This is a genomic window from Pseudomonas sp. NFACC46-3, assembly GCF_900114515.1.
In the GTDB taxonomy this organism is placed as follows: domain Bacteria; phylum Pseudomonadota; class Gammaproteobacteria; order Pseudomonadales; family Pseudomonadaceae; genus Aquipseudomonas; species Aquipseudomonas fluorescens_Q.
The window spans coordinates 1-14,305 of record NZ_FOTH01000021.1 but is presented as its reverse complement, the minus strand read 5'-3'; the positions used below and the strand labels follow the sequence as shown (position 1 = coordinate 14,305).

At 61.4% G+C, this 14,305-nt stretch carries 15 protein-coding genes; 12 read left to right on the top strand and 3 right to left on the bottom strand.

Annotated features, from left to right (window positions below):
* Positions 1–141: 141 nt before the first annotated feature.
* From livH to BM300_RS19850, 8 genes are all read left to right on the top strand, one after another.
* Positions 142–1,065: a high-affinity branched-chain amino acid ABC transporter permease LivH gene (livH, locus tag BM300_RS19885; protein WP_014336891.1), complete on the top strand. Its 924-nt coding sequence runs from the start codon at positions 142–144 to the stop codon at positions 1,063–1,065.
* Complete coding sequence (locus tag BM300_RS19880; RefSeq protein ID WP_063322661.1) at positions 1,062–2,318, top strand: high-affinity branched-chain amino acid ABC transporter permease LivM; 1,257 nt, start codon at positions 1,062–1,064, stop codon at positions 2,316–2,318. The genes livH and BM300_RS19880 overlap by 4 nt, the downstream gene beginning before the upstream one ends.
* A complete protein-coding gene (gene livG / locus BM300_RS19875; protein WP_063322662.1) occupies positions 2,315–3,082 on the top strand; it encodes a high-affinity branched-chain amino acid ABC transporter ATP-binding protein LivG in 768 nt (255 codons plus the stop codon). The genes BM300_RS19880 and livG overlap by 4 nt, the downstream gene beginning before the upstream one ends.
* Complete coding sequence (locus BM300_RS19870) at positions 3,083–3,784, top strand: ABC transporter ATP-binding protein (RefSeq protein WP_063322663.1); 702 nt, start codon at positions 3,083–3,085, stop codon at positions 3,782–3,784. It begins immediately after the preceding gene.
* Positions 3,785–4,061: 277 nt separating this feature from the next.
* On the top strand, positions 4,062–4,367 hold the full coding sequence (locus BM300_RS19865) for a BufA1 family periplasmic bufferin-type metallophore (protein WP_063322664.1): 306 nt from the start codon (positions 4,062–4,064) through the stop codon (positions 4,365–4,367).
* A 27-nt stretch (positions 4,368–4,394) separates the two neighbouring features.
* The gene (locus tag BM300_RS19860; RefSeq protein WP_092144203.1) at positions 4,395–5,264 is read left to right on the top strand and encodes an MNIO family bufferin maturase; all 870 of its coding nucleotides are present in this window, start codon (positions 4,395–4,397) and stop codon (positions 5,262–5,264) included.
* Entirely contained in the window at positions 5,261–6,019 is a 759-nt protein-coding gene (locus BM300_RS19855; protein WP_092223180.1) for an HvfC/BufC N-terminal domain-containing protein, read from the top strand. Before BM300_RS19860 ends, BM300_RS19855 begins: the two co-directional genes overlap by 4 nt.
* Positions 6,016–6,495 (top strand): DoxX family protein, encoded by a 480-nt coding sequence (locus tag BM300_RS19850; protein WP_092463751.1) that lies wholly within the window; start codon positions 6,016–6,018, stop codon positions 6,493–6,495. The genes BM300_RS19855 and BM300_RS19850 overlap by 4 nt, the downstream gene beginning before the upstream one ends.
* Positions 6,496–6,579: 84 nt before the next feature.
* On the opposite strand, the gene BM300_RS19845 is transcribed toward BM300_RS19850, so the two are convergent.
* Positions 6,580–7,494: a LysR family transcriptional regulator gene (locus BM300_RS19845; protein ID WP_063322668.1), complete on the bottom strand. Its 915-nt coding sequence runs from the start codon at positions 7,492–7,494 to the stop codon at positions 6,580–6,582.
* A gap of 104 nt (positions 7,495–7,598) precedes the next feature.
* Between BM300_RS19845 and BM300_RS19840 the strand changes: the two genes are divergently transcribed.
* Complete coding sequence (locus tag BM300_RS19840) at positions 7,599–8,198, top strand: short chain dehydrogenase (RefSeq protein WP_092223184.1); 600 nt, start codon at positions 7,599–7,601, stop codon at positions 8,196–8,198.
* A gap of 32 nt (positions 8,199–8,230) precedes the next feature.
* Here BM300_RS19840 and BM300_RS19835 read toward each other — a convergent pair whose 3' ends face one another.
* The gene (locus BM300_RS19835) at positions 8,231–8,599 is read right to left on the bottom strand and encodes a hypothetical protein (protein ID WP_092144195.1); all 369 of its coding nucleotides are present in this window, start codon (positions 8,597–8,599) and stop codon (positions 8,231–8,233) included.
* Positions 8,600–8,774: 175 nt separating this feature from the next.
* Here BM300_RS19835 and BM300_RS19830 point away from each other — a divergent pair, with 175 nt between their 5' ends.
* Both BM300_RS19830 and BM300_RS19825 read left to right on the top strand, forming a co-directional pair.
* Positions 8,775–9,449 carry a COG3650 family protein gene (locus BM300_RS19830; protein WP_092144308.1) on the top strand — a complete coding sequence of 225 codons (675 nt, stop codon included), beginning with the start codon at positions 8,775–8,777 and terminating at the stop codon, positions 9,447–9,449.
* Positions 9,450–9,693: 244 nt separating this feature from the next.
* Positions 9,694–11,307: an NAD(P)/FAD-dependent oxidoreductase gene (locus BM300_RS19825; RefSeq protein WP_092223186.1), complete on the top strand. Its 1,614-nt coding sequence runs from the start codon at positions 9,694–9,696 to the stop codon at positions 11,305–11,307.
* A gap of 166 nt (positions 11,308–11,473) precedes the next feature.
* On the opposite strand, the gene BM300_RS19820 is transcribed toward BM300_RS19825, so the two are convergent.
* On the bottom strand, positions 11,474–12,568 hold the full coding sequence (locus tag BM300_RS19820; RefSeq protein WP_092223188.1) for a PLP-dependent cysteine synthase family protein: 1,095 nt from the start codon (positions 12,566–12,568) through the stop codon (positions 11,474–11,476).
* Positions 12,569–12,834: 266 nt separating this feature from the next.
* Here BM300_RS19820 and nhaA point away from each other — a divergent pair, with 266 nt between their 5' ends.
* Positions 12,835–14,022, top strand: coding sequence for a Na+/H+ antiporter NhaA (nhaA, locus tag BM300_RS19815; RefSeq protein WP_092223190.1), 1,188 nt, complete (start codon positions 12,835–12,837; stop codon positions 14,020–14,022).
* Positions 14,023–14,305: the final 283 nt, after the last annotated feature.

Sequence of the window (14,305 nt, the reverse complement as noted above, 5' to 3'; positions counted from 1 at the left end):
GTCTCCCCACCTGAAAATCTCAAAACCGTCATCAGCGGTTCGCTGGCAAACCTCGTGCTCGAAGTGGATGCAGATCCACGGGGCCGGGCGGGAAAATGACTCCACCAGTGAAATGCGTATCAGGTTTTTAGGAGCGCTGTAATGCCTGACATCTATCACTTCTTCCAGCAGCTGGTTAACGGCCTGACCGTTGGCAGCACGTATGCCCTGATCGCCATCGGCTATACGATGGTCTACGGCATCATTGGAATGATCAACTTCGCCCACGGCGAGGTGTACATGATCGGCTCCTACGTGGCGTTCATCGCCATCGCCGGGCTGGCCATGATGGGACTCGACAGTGTCCCGCTGTTGATGACCGCGGCTTTCATCGCGAGCATCGTCGTCACCAGCTCCTATGGCTACAGCATCGAACGGATCGCCTACCGCCCCCTGCGCGGCAGCAACCGTCTGATCCCGTTGATTTCCGCCATCGGCATGTCGATCTTCCTGCAGAACACGGTACTGCTTTCGCAAGACTCCAAGGACAAATCCATACCCAACCTGATTCCCGGCAACTTTGCCATCGGGCCAGGTGGGGCACATGAAGTGCTGATTTCCTACATGCAAATCGTGGTGTTCGTGGTGACCCTGGTCGCCATGCTCGGCCTGACGCTGTTCATCTCCCGTTCCCGCCTGGGCCGCGCCTGTCGCGCCTGTGCCGAGGACATCAAGATGGCCAACCTGCTGGGCATCAACACCAACAACATCATCGCCCTGACCTTCGTCATCGGTGCGGCCCTGGCGGCCATCGCCGCGGTGCTGTTGAGCATGCAATACGGCGTGATCAACCCCAACGCCGGCTTCCTCGTCGGCCTGAAAGCCTTCACCGCCGCGGTACTGGGCGGCATCGGCAGCATTCCCGGCGCGATGCTCGGCGGGCTGGTACTGGGCGTGGCGGAAGCCTTTGGCGCCGACATCTTCGGCGACCAGTACAAGGACGTCGTGGCATTCGGCTTGTTGGTTCTGGTTCTGTTATTCCGGCCGACCGGCATCCTGGGCCGTCCGGAGGTTGAGAAAGTATGACTAGGCATCTCAAATCGGCGCTCTTCAGCGCCCTGCTGGTCTGGGCCGTGGCCTACCCGGTACTGGGTCTTAAACTGACCATCGTCGGTATCAACCTGGAAGTGCACGGCACCAGCCCGGCCATCCTGGCGACCATCGCCGTGTGTTCGCTGCTGATGTTCCTGCGGGTGCTGTTCAGCACACAGATCAGCGCCATGTGGAAGTCGTCGCCCGGCCTGCCGGTGATCCCGGCCAAGGCCAGCAACTTCCTGACCCTGCCGACCACCCAGCGCTGGATCGTCCTGGCCCTGATCGTTGGCGCACTGGTGTGGCCGTTCTTCGGCTCCCGTGGCGCGGTGGACATCGCCACGCTGATCCTGATCTACGTGATGCTCGGCCTTGGCCTGAACATCGTGGTAGGCCTGGCCGGCCTGCTGGACCTGGGTTATGTCGGCTTCTACGCCGTCGGTGCCTACAGCTATGCGCTGCTGTCCCACTACTTCGGCCTGAGCTTCTGGATCTGCCTGCCGATCGCCGGGATGATGGCCGCCACCTTCGGTTTCCTGCTGGGGTTCCCGGTCCTGCGCTTGCGCGGTGACTACCTGGCCATCGTGACCCTGGGTTTTGGCGAGATCATCCGTCTGTTCCTGCGCAACCTGACCGACATCACCGGTGGCCCGAACGGCATCAGCAACATCGAGAAACCGACGTTCTTCGGCCTGACCTTCGAACGTAAAGCCGCCGAAGGCCTGCAAACCTTCCACGAGTACTTCGGCCTGGAATACAACTCGATCAACAAGGTGATTTTCCTCTACCTGGTTGCCCTGTTGCTGGCCCTGGCCGCGCTGTTCGTCATCAACCGGCTGCTGCGCATGCCGATCGGTCGCGCCTGGGAGGCACTGCGTGAAGACGAAATCGCTTGCCGCGCCCTGGGTCTCAACCCAACCGTGATCAAACTGTCGGCGTTTACCCTCGGCGCTGCGTTCGCCGGTTTTGCCGGCAGTTTCTTCGCCGCCCGCCAGGGCCTGGTGACGCCGGAATCCTTCACCTTCATCGAGTCGGCGATCATCCTCGCCATCGTGGTGCTGGGTGGGATGGGCTCGCAGTTGGGCGTGATCCTGGCGGCCATCGTGATGATCCTGCTGCCTGAAATGATGCGTGAATTCAGCGAATACCGCATGTTGATGTTCGGTGCCCTGATGGTGCTGATGATGATCTGGCGTCCTCAAGGTCTGCTGCCTATGCAACGCCCCCACATGGAGCTGCGCAAATGAGCCGCGAGATCCTGAAAGTCGAAAACTTGAGCATGCGCTTCGGCGGTTTGCTGGCGGTCAACGGCGTGGCCCTGACCGTGAAAGAGAAGCAAGTGGTTGCCCTGATCGGGCCGAACGGCGCGGGCAAGACCACCGTGTTCAACTGCCTGACCGGCTTCTACCAGCCCACCGGCGGCACCATCCTGCTGGACGGCGAGCCGATCCAGGGCCTGCCCGGCCACCACATCGCCCGCAAGGGTGTGGTACGCACCTTCCAGAACGTGCGGCTGTTCAAGGACATGACGGCGGTCGAGAACCTACTGATCGCCCAACATCGTCATTTGAACACCAACTTCTTTGCCGGCCTGTTCAAGACCCCGGCGTTCCGCAAAAGCGAACGCGAGGCCATGGAGTACGCCGAGTACTGGCTGGACAAGGTCAACCTCACCGAGTTTGCCAACCGTCCCGCCGGCACCCTGGCCTACGGTCAGCAACGGCGCCTGGAAATCGCCCGCTGCATGATGACCCGTCCGCGGATCCTCATGCTCGACGAGCCGGCCGCCGGCCTGAACCCCAAGGAAACCGAAGACCTGAAAGCCCTGATCGGCGTGCTGCGTGAAGAGCACAACGTCACCGTGCTGCTGATCGAGCACGACATGAAGCTGGTCATGAGCATTTCCGACCACATCGTCGTGATCAACCAGGGCACGCCCCTGGCCGACGGTACGCCGGAACAGATCCGCGACAATCCTGAAGTGATCAAAGCCTACCTGGGGGAAGCGTAAATGCTGCAATTCGAAAACGTTTCCACCTTCTACGGCAAGATCCAGGCCTTGCACAGCGTCAACGTCGAAGTCCGCCAGGGCGAAATCGTCACGCTGATCGGTGCCAACGGTGCCGGCAAATCCACCCTGCTGATGACGCTCTGCGGTTCGCCCCAGGCCCACAGCGGCAGCATCCGCTACATGGGTGAGGAACTGGTGGGCCAGGACTCGTCGCACATCATGCGCAAGAGCATCGCGGTGGTGCCGGAAGGTCGTCGGGTATTTGCCCGGCTGACGGTGGAAGAAAACCTCGCCATGGGCGGATTCTTCACCGACAAGGGCGACTATCAGGAACAGATGGACAAGGTCCTGCACCTTTTCCCACGCCTGAAAGAACGCTTCACCCAGCGCGGCGGCACCATGTCCGGCGGTGAACAGCAAATGCTCGCCATCGGTCGTGCGCTGATGAGCAAACCCAAGCTGCTGCTGCTCGACGAACCGTCCCTGGGTCTGGCACCGATCATCATCCAGCAGATCTTCGACATCATCGAACAACTGCGCAAGGACGGCGTAACGGTGTTCCTGGTGGAGCAGAACGCCAACCAGGCGCTGAAAATCGCCGACCGGGCGTACGTGCTGGAAAACGGTCGCGTGGTGATGCAAGGCACCGGTGAGGCCCTGCTGACCGACCCGAAAGTGCGTGAGGCGTACCTGGGCGGTTGAGTCTGTCGCAGTAAAAAAACGGCCTTCGGGCCGTTTTTTTTCGCCCGGGCCAGCCGCAATCCCCTGTGGCGAGGGAGCTTGCTCCCGCTGGGTCGCGCAGCGGCCCCAAGATTTTACGGTCGCTGCGCAACCGAGCGGGAGCAAGCTCCCTCGCCACAGTTTTGGGGACAACCGAAAAAAATTCTACAGCCGCTGTAACACTCCCCCACCTCCCTTCTCTAGTACAGCAGACCGGCGCTGACGCCGGTTCATTTCCCTGAATGACTGGAGAATCATCATGACTGCTTCGACCCGCACCCTGTCCGCCACCGCCCTGATCCTGGCCCTGGGTTCTGCCCTGAGCATGACAGCCGTCTCGACCGTCCACGCAGCCGACGACACCATGGAAAAATGCTTCGGCGTTGCCCTCAAAGGCAAGAACGACTGCGCCGCCGGCGCCGGCACCACCTGCGCCGGTACGGCAAAAATGGACTATCAGGGCAACGCCTGGAAATCGGTCCCCAAAGGCACTTGCACCACCACCAAAAGCGAAACCTCCCCGACTGGTTTCGGCCAGCTTGAAGCGTTCAAAGCCAAGTCCTGATCGCATCTGCCTGAGGCCTCTGCCACCATGTTGAATACCCCATCCCTCGCCACTGATAACCGGCTGCCGCCAAGGGCAGGGCTGGGGCTCAAGAGCGAGCATTTTCGCGAGATACTCCAGGCCCGACCGGACCTGGGCTTTTTCGAAGTGCACGCGGAAAACTACATGGTGGCCGGCGGGCCGCTTCATCACTTCCTGGGGCGGATACGCGAACAGTACCCGCTGTCGCTGCACGGTGTCGGCCTGTCGATCGGTGGGGAGGGGCCGCTGGATATCGCGCATTTGCAGCGCCTGGCTGCATTGATCGACCGCTATCAGCCCCAATCCTTTTCCGAACACCTGGCCTGGTCCAGCCACGGCCCGGTGTTCCTCAATGACCTGCTCCCCCTGGCCTACGACGAAGCGACCCTCGACCGCGTCTGCGAACACGTCGACCAGGTGCAATCCAGCCTCAAACGTACGCTGCTGCTGGAGAATCCGGCGACCTATCTGGCATTCGAAGCCTCGACACTCGACGAGCCGCACTTCATGAGCGAAGTCATTCGTCGCACCGGCTGCGGCCTGCTGCTGGATGTGAACAACGTCTACGTTTCGTGCGTCAACCACTGCCGCGATCCACTGGCCTACCTCGACGCCCTGCCCCTGCAAGCGACCGGCGAAATCCACCTGGCCGGTTTTGCCGAAGACACCGACAGCCTTGGCGAGCGCCTGTTGATAGACGACCACGGCGCGCCAATCGATAACGCAGTCTGGCAACTGTACCTCAAGGTTCTGGCGCAGACCGGGCCGGTAGCCACCTTGATCGAGCGCGACAACCACATCCCCCCATGGGAAGTGCTGCTGGCCGAAGCGCGCCAGGCCGATCAGCTTTTAAATGCCGTTGGAGCCCGATCATGAGCGACCAGTGCACATTCGCCGCCGCCCTGCTCGACCCGCGCAAGGCTTGCCCCTCCGGCCTGCTCAGCGCCAATGGCGCCGACCCGCAGAGTCGCTTCGCGGTGTACCGCAACAACGTGCTCAGCTCATTGATCAACGCCCTGGCCGACAATTACCCGGTGGTGGCGCAACTGGTGGGCGAGGAATTTTTCCGAGGCATGGCTGGGGTCTACGTCCAGTCGGCGCCACCGCGAAGCCCGGTGATGAACGACTACGGGGATGATTTCGCCGGCTTCATCGAACGCTTCGAACCCGCCGCCTGCGTACCGTACCTGGCGGATGTCGCCCGACTGGAGCGACTGCACGTGCAGGCCTGGCATGCCGCCGACGCCGAGCCCATGGCCGCAGAACGGATCGTCGAGGTGCTGTCATCCGCCACACAGACAAAGCACCTGAAGATCGGTCTGCACCCGTCACTGCGGCTGCTGCACTCGCCCTTCGCCGTGGTGACGATCTGGGCCGCCCATCAGCACGAGACACCCGTGCCGTTCGAGGCGTTTTCTGCGCAAAACGCCTTGGTGCTGCGCAACGGCCTCGAGGTGCAAGTGTTCGCGATCAATCACGCGGCCCACGGGTTCATCACCGCCCTGCAACAGGGGCTGTCCCTGGCCGCTGCCATTGAAGCCTCAATCGACCTCGACCTGGAACCGACCCTGGCGGGGCTCATTCGTCACAGCGCTATCACTCACCTCCTAGCTGAACAGGTATCCCCATGAACGCCCTGATTGCCGGTTTCATTCAATGGCTGGAGAAAATCCCCCACAGCCTGATCGCCTTCATCGCGCGATTCTCGATTGCCGCGGTGTTCTGGAAATCTGGCCAGACCAAAATCGAAGGATTGGCCATCGACCTGGTCGACGGCACCTTCCAGGTCGGTCTGCCGCGGCTGGCGGACTCGACCATTCCCCTGTTCAAAAGCGAATACGCCCTGCCGCTGCTGTCGCCGGAACTGGCTGCGCACTTGGCGGCCTCTGCCGAGCATGTATTTCCGTTGCTGATCCTGCTTGGCCTGGCGACGCGCTTTTCAGCGCTGGCCTTGCTGGGCATGACCTTGACCATCCAACTGTTCGTCTACCCGGACGCCTACCCGACCCATGGTACCTGGGCGGCGGTATTGCTCTACCTGATGGCCCGTGGGCCTGGGGTGTTGTCGATCGATCACTTGATAGCCAAGCGTTACACCCACGGCTGAACACAGATCCTCTTACAGATCCCACAGGGGATCTGGACAGGTCGAAACATCCAAGCCACCCACAGGGGTTGTCCAACGGATGGACTATCGCTGCAGCCGATCCAACGCCTCGCCACTGCGCTTGAACCAGTCGATCAAATAGTCGGCCAGCACCTGGGTGCGCTTGGGCAGGCCGCCCTGGTAGGGATGCACCAGGTACATTGGCATGCGCCGGGTCTGGTAATCGCGCAGCAGCCAATGCAGGCGTCCGTCAGCCAACTCTTCATGCAGCAGATACGACGGCAGACGGGCGATTCCGGCACCGGCCAGGGCGGCTTTTTTCAGCAGGCTGTAGTGATTACTGGCGAACGGCCCCGACACTCGGACCCGCAGCAGTTCGTGTTGCTGGTGATACAGCCATTCTTCCCGCCCGCTGTAATGGCTATTGAGCAGGCAACGGTGTTCGGCCAGGGCCTGGGGCGTCTCGGGTTCGCCATAGTGTTCGAGGTAGGCCGGGCTGGCGCAGGTCATTTCGTGCCACGCCAGCAGTGGCCGGGCCACCAATCGCTCATCGATGGCGGCGTCGGAACGGATCGCCAGGTCGAAGCCATCGCGGCTCAGGTCACGGTAACCGTTGTTGAGCTCCAGCTCGATCTGCACGTTGGGATACGTACGAGCGAACTCCATCAGCAAGCCTTCGAAGAACGTTTCGCCCAACGAAACCGGCACCGTCATACGCACCGGCCCGGAAATATCGTCCTTCAACCGAGCCAATGCCTGACGGGCCCTTTCCACCTGCACCAGCAACGCCTGAGCCTGGGGCAGCAACGCCGCCCCTGCCGCCGTCAGGCTCAAGCGCCGCGTGGTGCGTTGCAGCAACACCACCGAAAACCGCTTCTCCAGCAGGCTGATGCGCTTGGACAACTGGCCCTTGCTGCACCCCAACTGCTGGGCCGCCAGGGTGAAACTGCCGGCCTCCATCAATACGGCAAACGCCGCCAGGTCATCCATTTCGCTCATTGGATTGTTTCCAATTGAAAACCAAAGGTTGCCTATTAGCATGATTATCCATGGAAAGAACCCCTCTAGACTGAAAACTCATTCAACCCATTGAGGAACAGCTCATGAAAATCCTGTTGATCGGCGCCAACGGCACCATCGGCTCGGCCATCGATAACGAACTGTCGCCGCGCCACGAAATCATTCGGATCGGCCGCCACAGCGGTGAACTGCAGGTCGATATCAGCGACAGCACCTCGATTCGCGCCCTGTTCGAGAAGACTGGCCGTTTTGATGCCCTGGTCTGCGCCGCTGGCAACGTCACCTTTGCGCCCCTGGCTGACATGACCGAAGACAGTTTTGCCCTGGGCTTGAAAGACAAGCTGATGGGCCAGGTCAACCTGCTGCTGATCGGTCGTGAATTCGCCAACGACGGTGCCTCCTTCACTTTCACCACCGGCGTACTCAGCCACGACCCGATCAAGAGCGGTGCTTCGGCGGCCCTGGTCAACGGCGCCCTGGACAGTTTCGTGCGCGCCGCGGCCATCGAGTTGCCCCGGGGGCTGCGGGTCAATTCGGTCAGCCCGAACGTGCTGGTGGAGGCCATGGACAAGTACGCACCTTACTTCCGGGGCTACAAGCCGGTGCCGGCCGTCGATGTTGCATTGGCCTACGCCAAGAGCGTCGAAGGCCTGCAGACCGGCCAGACCTATCACGTGGGTTGAGAAACGGACGCCCGCAGGCGCGCCTGATTTCATCAGGGCGCCGACGGCTCGAGCAATGTGGGTATCAATGAAGAGGCGACCTCACGCGGCACGCCTATCACGACCTCGGGACTTTCAATCACCCCTTTGATTGTCGCGGTACTGACCAACACACCATTGATGTACAAGCGCAGGGGCTTGTTCATTTCCTCTCGAGTAACCCTTGCCATGCGGCGCTGGGCGTCGGGGGCAAGCGCCACCTTCAACGTCACGTTTCTCAGGTCGATGCCATCCGCACGCTTGAGATTCAAATCGATTTCCGTGAAATCCGAAGCGGACGAAAAATGGATATCAGCCGCCATGCATTGCAACGCCGCGGTCATCCCCAAGGTTATGAACATGAATCGCTGTGTCTTTTTCATATGCCACCCCTAGGCCAGGAACCCGCGAAGCCTACTGCATCCGCCCCCTGCCCAGGCCATCGGTATGATTCGCAATGTAACCGCGAAGACCTTGCTGGCCCGCCAGGTTTGCCTGATGGCTTGTGCTGTAGAATCAGTCTGAGTAACGTGGCGGCACTTGTCTGGAGACCCAATGATGCGTGCCGCCCGTTCCCTGTTGCTTGTCGCCCTCCTCTCCATCTTCACCGGCTGCCAATTGCTCGAAGCCCCACGGCAGAGCGCGTCCCATGCGGGCCAGACTCGCATGCAGGGTGAGCTCACCGCAGCTGATGGCAAACTGGTGTTCCAGCCATGCCAGGAACAGCGCCGCTACATCGTCAACGACAGCGGCGGCACCAGCGTGCTGCAGCAGGCCGCCAGCCTGGCCGATGACCAGGGCAAACTGTTTGCCGATGTGCGCGGTCGCATCGTCTCCAGCGCAGCGGCCGGCACCGACAGTCAGTTGGACGTTGAACAGCTGTATCGCCTGGAACGCTCGGGAACGGCTTGCGAAGACATTGACTTCAAACGAGTGATCCTGCGCGCCGCAGGACACAGCCCGGAATGGACCCTCAAGGCCAGTGGCAAGGGCCTGGTGCTGGACCGCGAAGGCCAGCCGCCGCTGGCGGTGCCTTACGTCGAGGAGCAATTGGGCGATGGCCGCTTCAACCTGGGCACCGAGGCCAACGGCCAGAAAGTCGAACTCTGGGTCACACCTGCGCGTTGTGTCGACAGTGTCAGCAACAGCGTGCAACACATGAGCGCCGAGTTGCGGGTCAACGGCCAGGTCCAACGCGGCTGCGCCTACTTCGGCGGCGCGCGCGACGACTGACTGCGTGGCGTCACCGCAGCTTCACGTCGTCCAGAAGCGGAACGCGGAGCGTCCCTGGCGACATTCCCATGCGGAGCGTGGGAATGATCGATCCGCGGCAGCATACCGTCCCCGCTCCCTCGCCACGAAAGCGTCACAGCCGCTTTAAGTGAACAGCGTTATAGGGGAACCGGCGATTGCGGCTTATAATCGCCCGCTTCAAACGCCTTGGCGCAGTTGTGCGCCCCGCGAACCGGACCCCGCCATGTTACGAATCACCGAACTCAAGCTGCCGATCGACCACCCCGAAGAAGACCTGCGTCCTGCCATCGTGCAGCGCCTGGGCATCGCCAGCGATGACCTGCTCGACTTCACCCTGTTCAAGCGCAGCTACGACGCACGTAAGAAATCTTCCGAACTGTGCTTCATCTACACCATCGACCTGACGGTGCGCGATGAAGCCAGCCTGCTGCGCAAGTTCGCCGATGACCGTAACGTCAACGAAGCGCCGGATATCAGTTACAAAGTGGTAGGCCAGGCACCGGCCGACCTGAGCGAGCGACCGATCGTGGTCGGCTTCGGCCCGTGCGGGATCTTCGCCGCCCTGTTGCTGGCGCAGATGGGCTTCAAACCGATCATCCTCGAACGCGGCCCGGAAGTGCGCCAGCGCACCAAGGACACCTGGGGCCTGTGGCGCAAAAGCGTGCTCAACCCCGAATCCAACGTGCAGTTCGGTGAAGGCGGCGCCGGGACGTTTTCCGACGGCAAGCTCTACAGTCAGATCAAGGACCCGAAATTCCTTGGCCGCAAGGTCCTGCACGAATTCGTCAAGGCCGGGGCTCCGGAAGAAATCCTCTATGTCAGCAAGCCGCACATCGGCACGTTCCGCCTGACAGGCGTGGTGGAAACCATGCGCGAGCAGATTCGTGCCCTGGGCGGCGAAGTACGTTTCCAGCAGCGGGTCACGGATGTGCTGATCGAGGACGGCCAACTGGTCGGCGTCGAACTGGCCAGCGGCGAACAGATTCATTCCAAACATGTGATCCTTGCCCTGGGCCACAGCGCCCGGGACACCTTCCGCATGCTCCACAGCCGCGGCGTGTACATGGAAGCCAAGCCGTTCTCGGTGGGTTTCCGTATCGAACACCCGCAGTCGCTGATCGACAGCGCGCGCCTGGGCAAGTACGCCGGTCACCCGAAACTTGGCGCCGCCGACTACAAACTTGTGCACCACGCCAAGAATGGTCGTTCGGTGTACAGTTTCTGCATGTGCCCGGGCGGCACCGTGGTAGCCGCGACGTCCGAGCCGAACCGCGTCGTGACCAACGGCATGAGCCAGTATTCACGCAACGAGCGCAACGCCAACTCCGGCATCGTCGTCGGGATCACTCCGGAAGTGGATTATCCGGGTGGCCCGCTTGCCGGCATCGAGTTGCAGGAACGCCTGGAATCTCACGCCTTCGTCCTCGGCGGCAGTAACTATGAAGCCCCGGCGCAGTTGGTGGGCGACTTCATTGCCGGCAAACCGTCTACGGCACTGGGCAGCGTCGAACCTTCCTACAAACCAGGGGTATCCCTGGGCGACTTGGCCCTGGCCCTGCCGGACTTTGCCATCGAAGCCATCCGCGAGGCCCTGCCAGCGTTCGAGAAACAGATTCGCGGTTACTCGCTGCACGACGCCGTGCTGACCGGCATCGAAACCCGCACCTCGTCGCCACTGCGCATTACCCGCAACGAATCGCTGCAGAGCCTGAACGTCAAGGGCCTGTTCCCGGCCGGTGAAGGCGCCGGTTATGCCGGGGGGATCCTGTCGGCGGGGGTGGACGGGATCCGGATTGCCGAGGCCGTAGCGCGGGATATCCTCGGTCTCGAGGCCTGAGGGGACAATGCTGTTCACTCAAGAGCCACAGGCCCAAGTAAACAGCATTACCCGGTGGGAGCGAGCTTGCTCGCGATGGCGGACTGGCATTCAACACAGATGTTGACTGATCCACCGTTATCGCGAGCAAGCTCGCTCCCACAAGGGGTCTCAGGTTTTTCACGTTTCAGATATTCGCTCGCAACACGCTCTCCGGCAGCGCCACCCCTCGCTCCACACTCGCCGCCACGGCGTCTATCAGCCCACTCAACTCATAGCCTTGGGCCTTGAGCCACGCCGGATCGTAATAGGTCGTGGCATAGCGTTCGCCGCCGTCACACAGAATCGCCACGATCGACCCTGACTCCCCCGCCTCAACCATCTGCCTCGCGGCGATCAGCGCGCCGATCAGGTTGGTACCGCTGGATCCGCCGACCCGTCGCCCCAAGCGCTGGGCCAGGTAGTGCATGGCCGCCAGTGACAAGGCGTCCGGGACCTTGACCATTGCATCGATGACTTTGGGCAAAAACGACGCCTCGACCCGTGGCCGGCCAATGCCCTCGATGCGTGAGCCGCAATCCAGACGCAGGCTGGCATCGCCGCTGCAGTAATAATCGAAGAACACCGAACGCTCGGCGTCGGCACACAGCACGCGAGTGCCGTGCTGGCGATAACGGACGTAGCGCCCCAGGGTGGCGGTGGTGCCCCCGGTGCCGGGGCTTGAAATCAACCAGCTCGGCTCCGGGTGCCGCTCAAAGCGCATCTGCTGGAAGATCGACTCGGCAATGTTGTTATTGGCCCGCCAGTCCGTGGCGCGCTCGGCGTAGGTGAACTGGTCGATGAAGTGCCCATCATGCTCACGGGCCAGGCGCTCGGATTCGGCGTAGATCTGCGTAGGGTCGTCCACCAGATGGCTCTGGCCACCGTAGAAAGCGATCTGTGCGATTTTTTCCCGGGAAGTGGTCGCCGGCATCACCGCGATAAAGGGCAGGCCGAGCAGCCTTGCAAAGTACGCTTCCGAAATGGCTGTCGAGCCGCTGGAAGCCTCTATCACCGGCGCACCGGGCTTGAGCCAGCCGTTACACAACGCGTAAAGAAACAGCGAACGAGCCAGCCGATGCTTGAGACTGCCGGTGGGATGACTGGACTCATCCTTGAAATACAGCTCGATTCCCGGCAGGCCTGGCAGCGGCAGGGGAATCAGATGTGTATCGGCACTGCGCTGGAAGTCAGCCTCAATGATGCGAATCGCTTCGCGCGCCCACTGGCGGTGGTCGTTCATGGTGTCCTCTCACTGGCTCGGTTCGACGCGGGGAAACCTGGCGGTCATGCAGGCGCGACGTGGTCTCGGAAAAACCAGGCGCAAGCTTAGGAAAAAACCGACATCACGCACAGGTACAGCTAAGGTCCAATATGCGCCGCAACTGCCCGACTGTGCGGCGCACGCGTCGTAACGACATATAACAAAAAAGAATATAACTTTTGTTTTAACAACTAACAGTACGGGTTAGGGTGTGCCATCTTTTTGATTCGATAGGGAGAGCGATCATGCCTCTACGTAATTCCTTGACGCGTTTCTTCCAACTGGAAGCGGCCAGCGGCCTGCTGTTGATCGCCGCCGCCGTGTTGGCCCTGGCCATCAATAATTCGCCGCTCTCCTGGTTGTACAACGGCTTGCTGGACACGCCGGTAGTGGCCCAGGTCGGGGCGCTAAAGATCGCCAAACCGCTGTTGTTGTGGATCAACGACGGCCTGATGGCGATGTTCTTTCTGCTCATCGGCCTCGAAGTCAAACGTGAGGTACTCGATGGGCAACTGTCCAAACCCTCGCAAATCGTCCTGCCGGGTGCGGCGGCGATTGGCGGCATGGTCGTGCCGGCGCTGATCTACTGGTTCCTCAACCGCGACAACCCGGCCGCCCTCGCCGGCTGGGCGATTCCGACGGCCACCGACATCGCGTTCGCCCTCGGCGTGCTGGCCTTGCTGGGCAAGCGGGTGCCGGTGTCGCTCAAGCTGTTCCTGATGACCCTGGCGATCATCGACGACCTGGGCGCCATTATCATCATCGCGATCTTTTACTCCGGCGCCCTGTCCAGCCTGTCGCTCATACTGGCGGCAACCTGCATCGCCGCCCTGGTGGCGATGAACCGGATGGGCGTGGTCAAGCTCGGACCCTACATGGTTGTCGGCCTGATTCTGTGGGTCTGCGTGCTCAAGAGCGGTGTCCATGCCACCCTGGCCGGGGTGACCCTGGCGTTCTGCATCCCGCTGCGCACGAAAAACGCCGAGACTTCGCCGCTGCTAACCCTGGAACATGCCCTGCATCCCTGGGTGGCCTATGGCATCCTGCCGCTGTTCGCCTTCGCCAACGCCGGCTTGTCCCTGAGCGGCGTCACCGTCGAAAGCTTCACCCATCATGTGCCAATGGGTATCGCCATTGGCCTGTTGCTGGGCAAGACCGTCGGCGTCTTCGGCCTGACCTGGCTGGCGGTGAAAATCGGCATCGCCAGCCTGCCCCTTGGCGCTAACTGGGGCCAGGTATTGGGGGTGGCGATCCTGTGCGGTATCGGGTTCACCATGAGCCTGTTCGTTGGCTCCCTCGCGTTTGAGCCGGGTGTCAGCGACTATGCGGGCATGGACCGGATGGGGATTCTCACTGGTTCGATACTGGCGGCGTTGTTGGGTTATGCGGTGACGGCGGCGGCCAGTCGTAAGCGCGCTGCGTTGTCTTCCTGAAACTTTCCAACACGTCTTCAAGTCGTTTCGGGTCCTCAATATCCGGCCCTAACAGTAACAATTGATGGACAAGTAGAAGTATGGTTGGTGTGAATATCCGTTTCTGCGGTAACGGCTACTTAGGGTTCCGCCCTTACGGCGGGTCACTTTTGGAAGAGAGCGCCAAAAGTAACCAAAAACGCTTTGCCCCACCACTCGGTGCCTCGCCTAGGCTCGGCATGCCCGAACGCAGGCATTGCTCCGTGGGCCGCCGCGAAGGGCCATCCATGGCCCAGCGCGGCTA